The following is a 15,631-nucleotide window of genomic DNA, read 5'->3' on the forward strand; positions in this document are numbered from 1 at the left end:
CTGTCTACGCCTGAGCTCGGCCTGCAAAGCCCTGGCCGTTGTCACCGCAGCCTGACGCCGCAGTTTGCAAGCGCGTGTCTTCGTAGAGAATGCAGCTGCACCCTTTTGCTGACCATGAAAAAAACTGACATTGCGCCATTTTTCGCCACCTTGCGCGAAGCGAACCCGCACCCCAAAACTGAACTGGAATACACCTCGGACTTTGAGCTCCTGACGGCTGTGTTGCTGTCTGCTCAGGCCACTGATGTTGGTGTTAACAAAGCGACGCGAAAACTTTTCCCCGTCGCCAACACGCCGCAGGCCATTTTGGATTTGGGCATCGAAGGTCTGGAGAGCTACATCAAGACCATTGGCCTGTACCGCAGCAAAGCCAAGCACTTGATGGAAACCTGCCGTATTTTGGTGCAACGCCATGACAGCAAGGTGCCCCATACGCGCCAAGAGCTGGAAGCTTTGCCTGGTGTAGGCCGCAAAACGGCCAACGTCGTGCTCAATGTTGCTTTTGGCCAGCCCACCATGGCGGTGGACACGCACATTTTTCGCGTAAGCAACCGCACAGGTTTAGCACCGGGAAAGACGCCCTTAGAGGTTGAAAAACAGCTGCTCAAACGTGTCCCCGCTGAGTTCGCCGTGGACTCCCACCATTGGCTGATTTTGCTGGGCCGCTATGTCTGCCAAGCGCGCAAGCCAAGATGCTGGGAATGTCTGGTCACCGCATACTGCGACTTTCAGCCCAAAAGTGAAGCGCCTAAGTCCAGCAAATAAATGCCCACGAATGTCGCCCAAGGCTTCATCAACATAATTGATGACTGCCTACGACTGGCTGATCACGATGGGCTGCATGCCCATTGCCCGCAGACAACCCAAGCAGAGCGGATGTGCATAAAAAAACAGCCCTGCAAGACAGGGCTGTTTTTTGACAAAGCATTGCTCTAGTACGTGCTACGTGGCAAGCGGCACATTATTGGCCGCCCGCTTTGTGGCCCAATGCTGCAGCACACGCGGTACAACCAGCACCAGCAACACAATAATGACAAGCGTCAGCGACATGGGGCGCTGCAAGAAGATGGCAAAGCTGCCTTCTCCAATTGCCACCGCATTGCGCATTTGCGCCTCTGCCAAGGGGCCCAGAATCATGCCAACCACCACGGGAGCGGTAGGAAAGTCAAATCGACGCATCAGTACACCCAGCAGACCGATGCCGTAAAGCAAGAACAGGTCAAATGTGCTCTGACGCATACCGTAGGCTCCCACGGTGGCAAAAATCAAGATGCCCGCGTACAGCTGAGGACGCGGAATCTTCAGCAACTTCACCCAGATGCCCACCATGGGCAAATTGAGCACCAGCAGCATCAGGTTGCCGATGTACAGCGATGCAATCAACGCCCACACCAAAGCGCCTGCACTGGTAAACAGCTGAGGCCCGGGGTTGATGCCGTAATTTTGGAATGCGCCCAGCAGCACCGCCGTGGTATTGCTGGTGGGGATCCCCAAGGTCAGCAGCGGAATCAAGGCAGCAGTCACCGTCGCGTTGTTCGCCGCCTCTGGGCCAGCAACACCTTCAATCGCGCCCTTGGTTCCAAACTCTGCTTTGTCTTCGCCTTTGGCCAGCTTTTTCTCGGTGGCATAGCTCAAAAATGTCGGTATTTCAGTGCCACCTGCGGGAATGCAACCAAACGGTGTACCAATCACTGTGCCGCGTATCCAGGCTGGGACCGAGCGTTTCCAGTCTCGGCGCGACATGTGCACGCGTGTCACTTTGTTTTGCGAGGCAACCACCTTGCCTTCGTACAGCGCAGCGTACAGCACCTCGGCCACCGCAAACAAGCCAACGGCCACCAGCACGATGTCGATGCCATCCATCAACTCCATCTTGCCCCCGGTATAGCGGGCAGCGCCAGAGATCTGGTCCATCCCCACGCAACCCAGCGCCAGCCCCAGAAACAATGCCGTCATACCGCGCAAGCTGCTTTGCCCCAAGACGGCGCTCACTGTAGTGAACGCCAGCACCATCAGCATGAAGTACTCGGGCGGCCCCAGGCGCACGGCAAAATCAGCCACTGCCGGTGCAAACAGCGTCACGATCACCGTAGCTACCGTGCCCGCCACAAACGAGCCAATGGCCGCGGTCGCCAGCGCTGCGCCGGCGCGGCCATTCTTGGCCATCTTGTTGCCTTCCATGGCGGTCACCATGCTGGCGGTTTCACCTGGCGTATTCAACAAGATGGAGGTGGTAGAGCCTCCGTACATGGCACCGTAGTAGATGCCAGAAAAGAAAATCATGGAGGCGGTGATTTCCACCTTGGCCGTAATGGGCAGCAGCATGGCAACGGCCACCGCCGGGCCAATGCCTGGCAAGACACCAACGGCAGTTCCCAAAGCGCAGCCAAGCAGCGCCCAGAGCAAATTAATCGGCGTCACCGCAGTGGCGAAGCCTTGCATTAATGCGTCAAAGAGTTCCATTACAGCCACCCTGTCTGCGTCAGTCCTGGCAAATTAATGGCCAGAAATTGTGTGAAGGCCCAGAACACGGGGGCGGAGATGAGCAAGCCAATCACTGCATCCTTGGCCAAAGCTTTTCCACTCAAGGTGTTTGCCTGTCCCTGCGCACGACGCAGCCCTTGCACCGCCAAGGTAAAACACAGCGTGCAGCTCACGATAAAACCGATGTGCTCAATCAAGCCTGCATTGAGCAGCAAGCCCGCAGAGACCCAGACAAAGGGACCAATGTCCGCGCGGTCGCTGCCGCCCGCTTCACCTGCCTTGCGATAGCCGCCCGTCATGGCTTCCCAGATCAGCCACAGGCCACATACTGCCAAAACGACTGCGCACAGCCACGGCAAGAAGCTGGGCCCCACTCCGCCATAGCCAGCGTTGCCCGGAATCATGTTGGCACCCACGCCCATGCCAATCGCTACCCCTACCACGCCAACACCCACGGCGGCTTGCCAGCGGGCGGGCGGAATCGTGCTTGGCACAGTTTCAGGGGGTTGTGCCTGTTGCAAGCTCTCAGTCATGCAGAGCTCCTTTATGAATCAAAATAGGCTGAAACGCCTGATGAACAAGCGTTGATAGCTATCAAAAAAAGCTTCTCACTGCGGACTGCGCAGCGAGAAGCTTCCAACATCAAACCATGCCGGAGCGGGTCATGGTGTCGTGCAAGCTGTCAAACTCCTTGTCAACAAAGCTTGCAAATGCATCACCGGCCAGCCATGCGGGTGTCCAGTCATTTTTCTTGAGGGCTTCCTGCCATGCTGCACTCTTGGTGGCTTTTTCCAGCTTGGCCACCAACTCATCGCGCTGTGCCTTGCTGATGCCTGGGGCACCATAGACGCCGCGCCAGTTGCCGATTTCCACGTCAATGCCCTGCTCTTTGAGCGTAGGCACGTCGATGCTTGGCAAGCGCTGGCCAGAGGTCACGCCAATGGGCTTCATCTTGCCGGTGGCAATGTATTCGGCAAACTCGCTCAGGCCACTGCCGCCCACGGTGACGTTGCCGCCCAAGATGGCGGAGATGGCCTCTCCACCCCCACGGAAAGCCACATAGTTGATCTTGGCAGGGTCCACACCCACGGCCTTGGCAATCATGGCTGCAGCAATGTGCTCGGTCGATCCACGTGAACCACCGCCCCACTTCACGCTGCCAGGGTCTTTCTTGAGCTGCGCCACTACCTCGGCCATGTTCTTGAAAGGCGAATTGGTGGGCAGCACAAACACGTTGTATTCGCTGGTGATACGCGCCAATGGTGTCACCTGCTTGAGCGTGACAGGGGGCTTGCCAGTGATGATGCCGCCCAGCATGACCGCGCCCATCACCATCAAGGCGTTGGGATCGTTCTTGCTGCCGTTGACAAACTGCGCCAGGCCAATCGCCCCAGCAGCACCGCCCTTGTTGTCATAAGTGACTGATGAAGCCACGCCCGCATCTTGCAAGGCTTTGCCCAGCGCACGGCCTGTTGTGTCCCAGCCACCGCCAGGATTGGCTGGCAACATCATCTTCATGGCCACTGCTTGCTGTGCCCAGCTGGTTGCTGGCAGCAAACCGGCTGCGGCCATGGCGGCCATGCTCTTCAAAAAGGTATCGCGTCGCATTTCTTGTCTCCTGTTTATAAATGAGATGTCAGGATGGGCAGCACCAGCCCAGGCCCGCACTGCTTGCATGCATGATGCGCGCCACGCCTGTCAAAAGGCTGTCCTGCAATGACGGGGAAAACCCGAGGAAAGTTCACCGCACAAGCGCTGCGCACTGCGCACAGTGCTAACGTGCCGGCCATGCATATTCTTTTGGTTGAAGACGACGCCGCGATGCGCGCCAGTTTAGAGCGCGCCCTGACACGCAGAGGCATGCAGGTCAGTCTGTGCGCAGATGGGCTTCACGCTGGCGCCCTTTGGCAAAGCCTGCAGCCCGATGCTGTGGTGCTGGATCTGAGCCTGCCCGGACGGGACGGCCTGCAAGTGCTGGAAAGCATGCGTGCCCAGAACTCAATCACCCCAGTCTTGATACTGACCGCACGCGGCACAGTGGGCGACCGGGTGCTGGGCCTCAATGCGGGAGCTGACGACTATCTGGCCAAACCTTTTGATCTCGATGAGCTGGAGGCTCGTCTTCGCGCCTTGGTACGCCGCTCACCCAGCCACATGTCCAGCCCCTCTGCACATGAAACCGTTTTTGGCACCCTGCGCCTCGATCGCTCCAGCGGTGCGATCTATCATCTGGGAGCACCTCTGGAGTTCACACCACGTGAACGTGCGTTGATGCAGGCATTGCTGGTGCGCCCCGGCCAGGCACTGGCCAAAGAAAGGCTGTACGAACTGGTCTTTCCCGGAGAAATAGATGTGAAGTACGAGGCCATTGAAGTGGTGGTGTACAGGTTGCGTAAAAAACTCACTGGAACGGGCATTGATTTGGTGACCCTGCGCGGCCTGGGCTACCTGCTCAAACTGTCTCAGCCCGGCCAGACGCCATGAACACGCCACACGCCACGCGTTCGTGGTCGCTGCGCAGACAGCTGCTCACCGGCATTTTGTTACCGGTCACCGCATGCATTGCGCTCAATATCTGGTGGGACTATCAATCCTCCCTGGAAGTGCTGCATACCGCGTATGACCGCAGCTTGCTGGCCTCGGCCAAAACCATCAGTGAGCAGCTGACCGTGGACGGTTACGATGACCAGGCCCACATTCAAGCGACGGTGCCCTACTCGGCCTTGGAGGCTTTCGAGGCAGACACGCAGACGCGCATGTACTACCGCGTCTCCAATCTCGATGGCAGTCTGATCTCTGGCTTTAATGATTTGCCCACATGGAGTGGCAAGATTCCAGCGCAGCCGCCTTTTGCTGCATTGGTTGATTTTTACGACAGCACCTTCCGCGATCAGCCAGTGCGCATCGCCGTGCTGCTGCAGCCCGTGGCCAGCGCCACAGGGCGGGGAATGGCCGTCATTCAAGTGGCCGAAACCTTGCAGTTGCGCCGCAACCCCGCATGGCGACTGCTCAAAGAAACCATCTGGCAACACGGCGTGCTCTTGCTGCTGATCGTGGGCACCGTCTTGGTGGTGGTGCAACGCGTGACACGGCCTGTACGCGAAGTGGGCAATGCCATAGGACAGCGTCAATCGAATGATTTACGGCCTGTGTACATAGAGTCCGTGCCGCGTGAGCTGCAGCCTCTGATTGACGGCATGAACCGCGTCATGGAGCGCTTGCGACTGCTGCTCACGCACCAAAAACGCTTTGTTCGCGATGCCTCCCACCAGTTGCGCACACCGCTGGCGGTGCTCAAAGTGCAGGTACAGTCCGCACGCAGAGGTGACTTGCCCGCTGACGAAGCACTCAAGGAAATCGAGGCCACAGTCGACAGAGCTACCAATCTGGCCAACCAGATGCTATCGCTGGCCAAAGTAGAGCAATTGCGCCAGCAAGAAGCACCAGCCACGGCATGGGATGCCATCGTGCGCGAGGTTTCTCTGGACCTGGCGCCATTGATCGCCGAGAAAATGCTCGACTTTGAGCTGCAAGCTGATGCCCCGGTCTGGGTACATGCCCACGAATGGATGCTGCGCGAACTGGTGCGCAATCTTTTGCACAACGCCATCCGCCATGCGCCCAGCGGCAGCGCTTTATGGGTGGCGCTGCGCTTGACCAACCACAACCGGCAAGCATGTCTGCACATCATCGACCAAGGCCCGGGGCTGTCTGAAGAACTCATTCAACGCCTGTATCAACCGTTTTCCGCCGGCGATAGCCGCAACGGTTCTGGCCTGGGACTGGCTATTTGCCTGGAGATCGTACAAGCGCTGGGTGGCAGCCTGGAGCTGCGCAACCGCGAGCAGGCGGGCGCTGTCGAAGGATTGGTGGCGATGACCACGCTTCCCATCGCTGGTACGACTTGAATCTGGCGTATTCCCTCACACACAGGACCGCAATACCCTGAAACACTGCATGGTCAAAAGCCGTGCATTGCAGCTTGCAGTGCCAAGTCCAAATGCATGGGCCCATGGGTGTTTATGTTGTAGCTATGCATTGCGTAGCAGTCTCATGTAAGACATAAATCTCAATCAAAACCAGTAAATACAAGCACTGATAGCTATCAAAAAAGGAATCACAATCGCTGGCTGCTGGCGTGGATACACGCCATGCACAAGCCAATACATTTGACATAACAGGCAAGGAATCTGGAATGGGCGCTCAAGAACAGGTGAAAGCAGCACGGGTGCTGGTGGTAGGCGGTGGCGTAGCAGGCGTGGAAATTGCCTCCGCGCTCGGCAAGCTAGGTGATCCGCACATCGCCTCTGTCACATTGGTCGACGCTGACTCTGCCCATGTCTGGAAGCCCATGTTGCACACCATTGCAGCTGGCACGCGCGATCTGGCCCAGCAGCAAACCACCTACCTTGCTCAGGCAGCAGATGCCAACTTTGCCTATCAGCCAGGGGCCATGTCGGCCTTGGACCGCGAGAGCAAGGAAATTATTCTGGACCCCATCGTGTCGATGGACGGGCGCCAGGTCGTCCCCGCACGCCGTATCAGCTACGACAAATTGATCATTGCAGTGGGCAGTGGTGCCAACGACTTTGGTACACCCGGCGTACTCGAGCACTGCTTCATGATTGATTCGCGCCGCAAAGCCGATGACTTCAACAGTGAAATCCGCCTGCGCATGCTGCGCGGCATGACTGGCGGTGAAACCTTGCAGGTGGCCATCGTGGGAGCCGGAGCTACTGGCGTGGAATTGGCCGCAGAGCTGGTTCAACTGTCTGAAAGTGCCGAAGCCTATGGCGCACTTGGCAAAGCGGCCAAGTTCCAGATCGTCCTGATCGAAGCAGGCGCACGCATTCTGCCCAGCTTCCCTGAAGAAATTTCTGTGGCCACCCAAAAACGCCTGGAAACGCTGGGCGTGAAAGTGCTGGTCAACCGCCGCGTACAGGCCGCCCGTGCAGACAGTCTGGTGCTGGATGGTGAGGAGCTGGTGCCCGCCGGGCTGAGCGTATGGGCTGCCGGCGTGAAAGCTCCCGATTTTCTGTCCACACTGGGCCTGCCCACCAACCGTGGCAACCAGTTGATCGTCAACGACGACCTGCAAACAGCGGACCCCCACATTTACGCCGTAGGCGATTGCGCCAGCTACACCCTTCCGGGTGAAACACACCCGCTCCCGCCTACGGCGCAGGTGGCCCACCAGCAAGCGCGGTATCTGATTGAGCTGCTGCCCAAGGTTCTGTCCAGCCCCCACCCGTATACGGGCAAAGGCTTTGCCTACCGTGACTTTGGGGCCTTGGTCTCGCTGTCTAACTATGACGCTTACGGCTCACTGGGCAAGTTTGGCCTGTTCAATGGTGGTGTCATCCGTGGTCGCTTGGCCATGCTCAGCCATATCTGGCTGTATCGCTCGCACCAGGCGCGCCTGTACGGATTCTGGCGCGGCGGCTTGCTGTGGCTGGTCGATTTGATGAACTCCCGCCTGCGACCCACCATCCGGCTGGACTGAAACAACAACGGCGTGCCACAGGGCACGCCGCTGTGCATGGCGCTCAGCGCAGGTCAGTCACTTTTGGTGGCGACACCAGCAGAGGCAAAGCTGGCCATCTCACGCAAGATGGCGCACGCAGCAGGCAGCAAAGGCCAGGCGGTGGCCGCTCCCGAGCCCTCGCCAAGGCGCAAATGCCAATCCAGCAAAGGCTGTGCCCTTAGCTCCAGCAGCATTAAAGTGTGGCCCCTCTCACCCGAGCGGTGGGCGTACACGCAGCGCTCCAGCACGGCGGGCTGCAATCGGCTGGCCACCAGCACTGCCGCTGTGGTGATGAAACCATCCACCACAATCACACGGCGTTCAACGGCAGCCTGCAGGATTGCCCCCACCATGGTGGCCACTTCCAGCCCCCCCATGGCAGCCAGTATTTGCAAAGGGTCGGTGATGTCTTGATGGAAAGCCAGCACCTGCTGCAAAACAGCCACCTTGCGCTGAATACCGTCGGCATCCAAGCCGGTGCCCATGCCCGTCACCTCTGCCACAGAAGTGCCACACAATTTGGCCAGCAACAGCGATGCAGTCGATGTATTGCCAATGCCCATTTCCCCCAGAAGCAGGGCGTTGCCGGGCAACTTTTTGACCAGCTCCACGCCATTGCGAATGGCCAGCGCGCACTCTTGTTCGGTCATGGCCGGGCCTTGGCTGCAGTCTTGTGTGCCATAGGCCACTTTGCGGCGCCACAAACGCGGTTGACCGGGCTTGGGCAGCTTGTCATGCGGGTCTTGCTCGCGCACCGCAAAATCGCGTGCTACACCACAGTCGACCACATTCAAGGCAATGCCATGCTGGCGCGCCAGCACGCTCACCGCAGCGCCTCCGGCCATGAAGTTCTCCACCATTTGCCAAGTGACATCCACCGGGTAAGCCGAGATGCCACGCGCCGCCAGACCATGGTCTGCAGCAAACACCACGATCTGCGGCTCCTGAAGCTGCGGAGCCTCTGACCCCAAGATACAGGCGATGCGGTGCGCCAACTGCTCCAGCATGCCCAGCGAGCCGACAGGCTTTGTCTTGTGATCGAGCAAAGACTGCACATGGGCAGCAAAGCTGGCATCGTGGATGGAAACGACCTCGGGGATCACGGTAGGCATTGGCAAACCTCACAGCAAACAAAGACAGCGCCACAGCGCCTTGTAGCTAGTATGCCGCGTTCAGTGCTACTGGCACGGGCTGTGCGTCCAGACGTTCCATAAAAAAGACCCGGCAACGCCGGGTCTTTTCATCTCTGCTCCATCTTTATTTACGCATGGGCTCAACTTGTGGATGCACCATATGGGGCGACTGGGGTGCCATGGGTGGCGCGTTGTACTGTGCTGGCGGTGCAGCAGGCACCTGAATCGTCTGTGTGTATTCGCGAATCACGCCGCCGCCTTCCACACTGCCCGAAATCTGTGGCTGGCGTACCCGTTCCACACAGGCCATGCGGTCATCATTGGTTTTAAAGATCTCACAGCGACGCAAAGCATTGCGTTCAAGGTCACTCATCTGTGCCCCAGGCGCATTTGCCGGCCCCATGCCGCGACGCTGCTCAGCCGCAACGGCTGCTGCTTCATGCTGCTGCGGCGTTGCATGTTTCTTTTTCTCGGCTTTGTGATGCCCTTCTTGCTTAGGCATCCGCTTGGGCTGGTGCTTGTGCATTTCTGCGGCAGCGGGGGGCTGACCAGGCATTGCTGGTGCTGGCTGTGTCTGTGCTTGCGCGGCGATAACGCCCATGAAGGCGATAGCACATGTGCCCATGCGCAAAGAAGAGGTCCATTGCAGCTTCATTGATGTGTACTCCTTGAATGGCAAAGTCAATGCATCAAGCATCCTTTCCATGCGGGGCACCGCCTATCGGCACAGCACGCCAACAGTTGCAGTCTCAGGCCTACACCCAGAGCACACGCTCACATTTTGATTCAAAACCACTGTTCAACACCGTGCGCCATCCGTTCAAAGACATCATCCAGAGATGGTGTTTGCGTTCCCCATAGAGCCTGCACAAACGCGGCGTTCTCAAACATGCCATGCCAATACGTACCCCAGATATGACCTTGGGCGCTTTGCCAGACCAACCCTGGCACAGGTTCATCTGCGCGTTGCGAGTGACCAGCCTCCATATCAGCGCGCAGCTGGGTCTGGCCGTGGTGAATTTCGTAAACATCCAGCTCCACCCCGTGCAGCGCAGCCCACGCCCCTCGCAAAGCAGGTAGCTGCACGGTGACGCGGCGCACGGTTTTCTGCGCCTCAAACAGGGTCACTAGCGGGAGCAAGCCCAGCCCCGCCGCATTGCCGTCCACGCCGTGCAAATCAATCAACGCCTCACCCAGCATTTGCAGACCCCCGCAAATTCCCAGAATGCGTTTACCGGCCTGCGCATGGGCAGCCACTGCCGCATCCAGCCCTTGGCTGCGCATCCATTCCAGATCTGAGGCAGTCGCTTTAGAGCCCGGCAAAATCACCCAGTCTGCCTCTGCCATATCTGCCGGGCTGCGCACCCAGATCACACGTACGCCGGGCACGCTGAGCAAGGGCTGAAACTCATCGTGGTTGCTCATGCGTGGATACGCCACGATGGCAATGGTGGTGTGAATGTGGCCACGCCCTGTGCTGCGGGCGTCAAACACGCCATCCTCTTCAGGCAGCCCGTGGTCAAACTGCATGGGGATCGTCGCCACCGTGGGCACCCCTGTCCTGTCTTGCAGCATCTGCGGTGCAGGGGCGAGCAAACTGGCGTCTCCGCGGAACTTATTGAGCACAAAGCCTTGGATCAAGGCCTGCTCATCGGCCGGCAGCAAGGCCCACGTACCATACAGGTGTGCAAAAGCGCCCCCACGGTCAATGTCTGCCACCAGCAAACAATGGGCGTGGCAATGCTTGGCCACACGCATGTTCACCACGTCGCTGCTGTGCAGGTTGATCTCTGCCGGTGAACCTGCGCCTTCGATGACCACCACCTCGTTTTCAGCACGCAAGCTGTCCAGCGCTGCGGCAATATCTGGCCATACATGACGGCTGCGTTCGCGCCACGGCATGCTGGAAAGTTGTGCATTGGCCTGCCCCATCAGTACCACCTGGCTGCGGGTGTCAGCCTCGGGCTTGAGCAGCAAAGGGTTCATGCGCACATCAGGCACACGGCCTGCGGCCAAGGCTTGCAAATACTGAGCCGTACCAATTTCACCCCATTGCCCATCTGGCGTGGCCACTACGCGGGCGTTGTTACTCATGTTCTGCGCTTTGAACGGCGCTACCTTGTAGCCCTGTGCCCGGTACCAAGCGCACAGCGCGGTCGTGACCCAGCTTTTTCCGGCGTTGCTGCTGGTACCCAGCACCATCACACACAAAGCGGTGGCCTGCCCTGCTTGCGGCAGCGGCAAATTCACGCCTGCTTGCATCCGTTGGCTCATGCCATTTCCCTCTCTTGAAGTTGCGTCCATGCCAGTGCCAAGGCCTGCTGTGATGCAGGCGGCAAGACCCCCATGCGCACGCAACCGGACAAACCAAAGCTGGTGGCATCGCGCAATTTGATGCCCTGTCCGCGCAAGGCGGCCAAATGCTCTGGCATGCGGGCATGCAGCCTGGCTGGCCAGCGTGCGACAAAGTAATTGGCCTGATGGCCGGGCAATACCACCCAGTCCAAGTCTGCACACAGCTGCAGTTGCTGTGCTTTCCAGTGCCGCAACTGCTCCAAACTGGCTTGCAGCCATTGCTGCACAGCTGGTGTGATCCACGCTTGCAGCATGGCCACACCGTGGGCACCAACCACCCAGGACGCGGCCAACTGCTGCAGTGCTGCCAGCTCGTGTGCGTCGGCATGCACCGGGGCAATCGCATAGGCTGCGCGCACTCCGGTCATGCCCAGGGCTTTATTGGGCGTCCACATCTGCCACACGCTGTCTAAAAACGGCAATCGTGGCCCGGCCACCAGGCGCAGCGGTGCGTAGGCGCAGTCCAGCACACGCCAGGCAGCAGCCGGCGCGGTATCTGTCCAATGCATGTCGAGGTTTTCATTCAGCCCCAAAGGACTGGATGGAGCGCAGGCCCAATGCAGACCAGGGCCTGCAGCATGGCTGGCACGGTCCACCACCGGCAAGCCCCAGACCTGCGCGGCCTGCGGATAGTCGCCGTAGTGGTGCAGCGGCAAGCTCACGTACTGTGCGCCCTGGCGCACGGCATGCATGGTGATGCGGTGAATAAATTCACTGGCACTACCAGCCACCACAATGCGCTGCATATCCACCCCATGAAAGCGCGCCAGTTGCTGGCGCAACTCGGTATAGCTGGGGTCAGGGTATTGCGCGCAATGCGCCGCTTGCAAAGCGGCTACAGCCTGCGGGCAAGGGCCACAGGCGTTGCGGTTGGTTGAAAAATCATGGGCTGGCACGCCCAGAGCGTCTGTGCCGCCGTGCACCCGGCCTTTAGACATAGGCCACCACGCCCGCAGCCACCAGCAGCGCAGTGCTGAGCAGCGCAACCATGGTGACCACACCTGCTGCCAAGCGCACAGCCTGCGCAACATGTGCAGCACCGGGCACATCGCCTTGTGCATTCAGCACATACACGCCGGGCTTGCCCAGGCGCACGCCCAAAGCCAGCGCCATGGCGCCCATGGGCCAGCCACCGTTGGGCGACGGCGTGACGCGTGCATCCTGGCGCAATGCCTTGCACGGCAGGCCGCGTGCCATGGAAGCCATCAGCAATGCGGTCAGCCGTGCAGGGAGCCAGTTGAGCACATCATCGGCCCGCGCTGCCCACTTGCCAGCCCACTGCCAATAACGGCGTTGTGCGCCCTGCCCGCGCCAGCCGGGGTAGCCCCACATGGCATCGGCGGTGTTGGCCAGACGGTAGACGGCTGCCCCGGGCAGGCCCAGCAATGCAAACCAGAACAGCGGCGCAATGACGGAGTCGCTCAAATTCTCCGCCAGCGTCTCTATCGCACTTTCACGCACCGTGCCTGCATCCAGCTGGGAGGTATCGCGACTGACCAGCCACGACAGCCGCTCGCGCCCAGCAGGCAGGGATTGCTGGAGCGCAGCCTCTACCGCCAGCACCTCTTCTTTGAGCATGCGCCACGACAGCAGCGGCTTGAGCAGCACGCCCAGCACCAGCCCCTGCCACCACCATTGCGAGGGTGGCAACAGCCATTGGCATAATGCATAAACCACAAAAAAGAGAGCTGCCAACGCACACCAGGAAATCATTCCAAATACAAAAGACTTGCAATCACTTGTTTTATATACGCTAGGCGCTATCCATTTACCCAAAGCCCCTAGCAATTTCCCCATCAACACCACCGGGTGCAGCCACACGGGGGGTTCGCCCCACATGCGATCCAGCAGCAAGGCCACCAGCACGGCCAAAGTGCCTGCCATGATTTGCTGCGCCCAAAAGGCCTGCCCAGCACTGTCTGCGTCCCACCATTGGTACACCCAGGCCAGCGGGCTTAAAGCGACAGCCAAAACCGCCGTCAGGTGAATCTCCGTCATGCCGGGTTCGCCGTCTGATCCGGAGCTGGTGACTGGCCCCAGCGCTCCTCAAACAGCATGTCCTGCAGGGGCGCACGCAGCGCCCATTTTTCTTGCTGCAGCATGGGCTCGGCGTAGTAGGCCTGCACAGGCCCCAGACACAGCACCGCCAGCGGGTAGCTGCCCTGGGGCATTTCCAGCAGTTGCGCCAGCGCTTGCGGGTCGTAAATCGACACCCAGCCCATGCCCAGCCCTTCAGCCCGCGCCGCCAACCACATGTTCTGGATGGCGCAGGCTGCAGAGGCCACATCCATCTCGGGCATGGTGCGGCGGCCAAACACATGGGCTTCGCGGCCCGGCGGCAAGGCGACGATCAGCACCTCGGCGGCATCCAGCACGCCTTGCACCTTCAGCTGCATGAAGTCTTCCTGGCGCACGCCCAGCGCCTGGGCCGTGAGCACGCGCTCTTGCTCCACCAGGGCATGAATGCCTTCACGCATGCTGCAATCGCGCACGCGGATGAAGCGCCATGGCTGCATGAACCCAACGCTGGGCGCATGGTGCGCTGCTCGCAGCAGGCGCAGCAATACCTCATCGCTGACTGCGCCCGGCACAAAGTGGCGCATATCACGCCGCTCATGGATGGCGCGGTACACCGCAGCACGCTCTTGCTGTGAAAAAGGCGTGGCTGCAATGGTTTGGTAGTGCCCCAGATCGTGTGTTTCGCTCATGCCCTGATTGTCAGTCTTCAATGCCCCGCTGCGCGGGTACGCCCGCCTTAAAAGCGTGTTTGATCAACGTCATTTCGGTCACCGTATCGGCTATGTCAATGATTTCTTGCGGACAGCGGCGGCCCGTCACGCAGACATGCACATCTTTCGGACGCGCCTTCAAGGTGTCCAGCACTTCCTGCAGGGGCAACCAGCCATAAATCAGCGGGTACGTCACCTCGTCGAGCACCACCAGAAAATACTCGCCCGACAAAATGGCGGCCTTGGCATGCTCCCAGCCATCGCGGGCAATCTGGCCTGACTGCTCCAGATCTTTGCTCTTCCAGCTGAAACCATCGCCCAGACCTTGCACGGGCATGCCCACCTGATCAGCCAGACGGTGCTCGCCAAAACGCGCCGTCGGCACTTTCATGAACTGGAACACCTTCACGGCTTTGCCACGGCCTGTGGCGCGAAATGCCAGGCCAAAAGCCGCTGTGGTCTTGCCTTTGCCGTCACCGGTGTTGACCAAAATGAGCCCACGACGCTCGCCCTCTGGCTTTTCGTAGGGTTTGGTGGAAGGTGGGGTTTCAATTTGCATGGTTCGGATCAGCCTGAAATTCAAAAAAAGAGCGGGCCTTTGAGCAGCCCGCCCGGCACAAGAAAAAACAAAGTCGGAATCTGCGCGCTGCCAAAGCAGCAGGCGCATCACAGCCCATCAAGCCGCCTGATACACCCGGCGCTCCAGCACGGCACTGCCTTGCAGACGGCGCCAAGACTTGGCCATGGCCAGCACACCCAGATCAATCAGGGGCTCCAGCAGCACTACGGTCATGTAAGCAGCTCCAAAGCTGCCGATGCTGGTCAGGTTCTCAGCACCTACGCCGTGGCCATAAATAGCCCAAAAGCCCACCCACAGCACGATACCGCCCTGGTAAGCCACGGACAGCTTGAACGTCTGGGCATAGCTCAGATCAACATAGGCCATATTTTCTGGAATCACCCTGCGCGCCAGCACCACGGTGGCAAACAACGGCACCAGCAAGGTGGTCACATTCATGCCGTACTGGGGCAAGTCTTGCGGTGCAAAAAACACGCTTTGCACCAGCAAGCCAGTTGCCAGTCCAATCGCAGCTGGTGCTGCACCAAAAATCAGCAGTAGCGTGGTCCCCAAAATCAGATGCACTTCTGAGATTCCCACGGGGTGGTGCGGAAATACCTCAAAAAAGACAAATACCAGCACCGAAGCAATGACCGAGCGCAACAGCAAAGCCGCAGCACCGCTGTGCTTGACCATGCCCCAGGCCAGTTTGGCCGTGTAAGCCAGCGCCGCCGTGGCAGTGGCGTAACTGAGCAGCAGCTTGGTTCCATCTACTAAACCGGGTTCAATATGCATGGCAAATTTCCTTCAAGGTTAGGGCTTACGAAGAAGTGGGTTTCAAAAATAA

General features: G+C 59.3%; 15 protein-coding genes. 4 read left to right on the top strand and 11 right to left on the bottom strand.

The window, feature by feature from the left end:
• The first annotated feature begins 114 nt into the window (after window positions 1–114).
• A complete protein-coding gene (nth, locus tag IB213_RS15635) occupies window positions 115–765 on the top strand; it encodes an endonuclease III (RefSeq protein WP_192407731.1) in 651 nt (216 codons plus the stop codon).
• 177 nt (window positions 766–942) lie between these two features.
• On the opposite strand, the gene IB213_RS15640 is transcribed toward nth, so the two are convergent.
• From IB213_RS15640 to IB213_RS15650, 3 genes are all read right to left on the bottom strand, one after another.
• Window positions 943–2,463, bottom strand: a complete 1,521-nt coding sequence (locus IB213_RS15640) for a tripartite tricarboxylate transporter permease (protein ID WP_191721401.1) — start codon at window positions 2,461–2,463, stop codon at window positions 943–945.
• Entirely contained in the window at window positions 2,463–3,017 is a 555-nt protein-coding gene (locus IB213_RS15645) for a tripartite tricarboxylate transporter TctB family protein (protein WP_192407732.1), read from the bottom strand. Before IB213_RS15645 ends, IB213_RS15640 begins: the two co-directional genes overlap by 1 nt.
• 109 nt (window positions 3,018–3,126) lie before the next feature.
• Complete coding sequence (locus tag IB213_RS15650; protein ID WP_192407733.1) at window positions 3,127–4,092, bottom strand: tripartite tricarboxylate transporter substrate binding protein; 966 nt, start codon at window positions 4,090–4,092, stop codon at window positions 3,127–3,129.
• 180 nt (window positions 4,093–4,272) lie between these two features.
• On the opposite strand from IB213_RS15650, the gene IB213_RS15655 reads away from it, so the two are divergent.
• The 3 genes from IB213_RS15655 to IB213_RS15665 all read left to right on the top strand — a co-directional run bounded on the left by IB213_RS15655 (window position 4,273) and on the right by IB213_RS15665 (window position 7,987).
• Window positions 4,273–4,968: a response regulator transcription factor gene (locus IB213_RS15655; RefSeq protein WP_191721398.1), complete on the top strand. Its 696-nt coding sequence runs from the start codon at window positions 4,273–4,275 to the stop codon at window positions 4,966–4,968.
• A complete protein-coding gene (locus IB213_RS15660) occupies window positions 4,965–6,392 on the top strand; it encodes a sensor histidine kinase (RefSeq protein ID WP_191721397.1) in 1,428 nt (475 codons plus the stop codon). The genes IB213_RS15655 and IB213_RS15660 overlap by 4 nt, the downstream gene beginning before the upstream one ends.
• A gap of 287 nt (window positions 6,393–6,679) precedes the next feature.
• Complete coding sequence (locus IB213_RS15665; RefSeq protein ID WP_191721396.1) at window positions 6,680–7,987, top strand: NAD(P)/FAD-dependent oxidoreductase; 1,308 nt, start codon at window positions 6,680–6,682, stop codon at window positions 7,985–7,987.
• Window positions 7,988–8,040: 53 nt separating this feature from the next.
• Here IB213_RS15665 and cobT read toward each other — a convergent pair whose 3' ends face one another.
• The 8 genes from cobT to IB213_RS15705 all read right to left on the bottom strand — a co-directional run bounded on the left by cobT (window position 8,041) and on the right by IB213_RS15705 (window position 15,579).
• Entirely contained in the window at window positions 8,041–9,120 is a 1,080-nt protein-coding gene (gene cobT / locus IB213_RS15670; RefSeq protein ID WP_192407735.1) for a nicotinate-nucleotide--dimethylbenzimidazole phosphoribosyltransferase, read from the bottom strand.
• Window positions 9,121–9,265: 145 nt separating this feature from the next.
• Window positions 9,266–9,796: a hypothetical protein gene (locus tag IB213_RS15675; RefSeq protein ID WP_192407737.1), complete on the bottom strand. Its 531-nt coding sequence runs from the start codon at window positions 9,794–9,796 to the stop codon at window positions 9,266–9,268.
• 131 nt (window positions 9,797–9,927) lie between these two features.
• Entirely contained in the window at window positions 9,928–11,415 is a 1,488-nt protein-coding gene (locus IB213_RS15680) for a cobyric acid synthase (protein ID WP_225561156.1), read from the bottom strand.
• Complete coding sequence (locus tag IB213_RS15685) at window positions 11,412–12,434, bottom strand: aminotransferase class I/II-fold pyridoxal phosphate-dependent enzyme (RefSeq protein WP_192407739.1); 1,023 nt, start codon at window positions 12,432–12,434, stop codon at window positions 11,412–11,414. The genes IB213_RS15680 and IB213_RS15685 overlap by 4 nt, the downstream gene beginning before the upstream one ends.
• On the bottom strand, window positions 12,427–13,494 hold the full coding sequence (gene cbiB / locus IB213_RS15690) for an adenosylcobinamide-phosphate synthase CbiB (RefSeq protein ID WP_192407741.1): 1,068 nt from the start codon (window positions 13,492–13,494) through the stop codon (window positions 12,427–12,429). The genes IB213_RS15685 and cbiB overlap by 8 nt, the downstream gene beginning before the upstream one ends.
• Window positions 13,491–14,204, bottom strand: a complete 714-nt coding sequence (gene bluB / locus IB213_RS15695) for a 5,6-dimethylbenzimidazole synthase (protein ID WP_192407749.1) — start codon at window positions 14,202–14,204, stop codon at window positions 13,491–13,493. Before bluB ends, cbiB begins: the two co-directional genes overlap by 4 nt.
• A 10-nt stretch (window positions 14,205–14,214) precedes the next feature.
• Window positions 14,215–14,784: a cob(I)yrinic acid a,c-diamide adenosyltransferase gene (gene cobO, locus IB213_RS15700; protein ID WP_191721390.1), complete on the bottom strand. Its 570-nt coding sequence runs from the start codon at window positions 14,782–14,784 to the stop codon at window positions 14,215–14,217.
• A gap of 117 nt (window positions 14,785–14,901) precedes the next feature.
• Window positions 14,902–15,579 carry an energy-coupling factor ABC transporter permease gene (locus tag IB213_RS15705; RefSeq protein ID WP_191721389.1) on the bottom strand — a complete coding sequence of 226 codons (678 nt, stop codon included), beginning with the start codon at window positions 15,577–15,579 and terminating at the stop codon, window positions 14,902–14,904.
• Window positions 15,580–15,631: the final 52 nt, after the last annotated feature.

This window comes from Comamonas sp. CMM02 (assembly GCF_014851485.1).
GTDB lineage: Bacteria > Pseudomonadota > Gammaproteobacteria > Burkholderiales > Burkholderiaceae_C > Comamonas > Comamonas avium.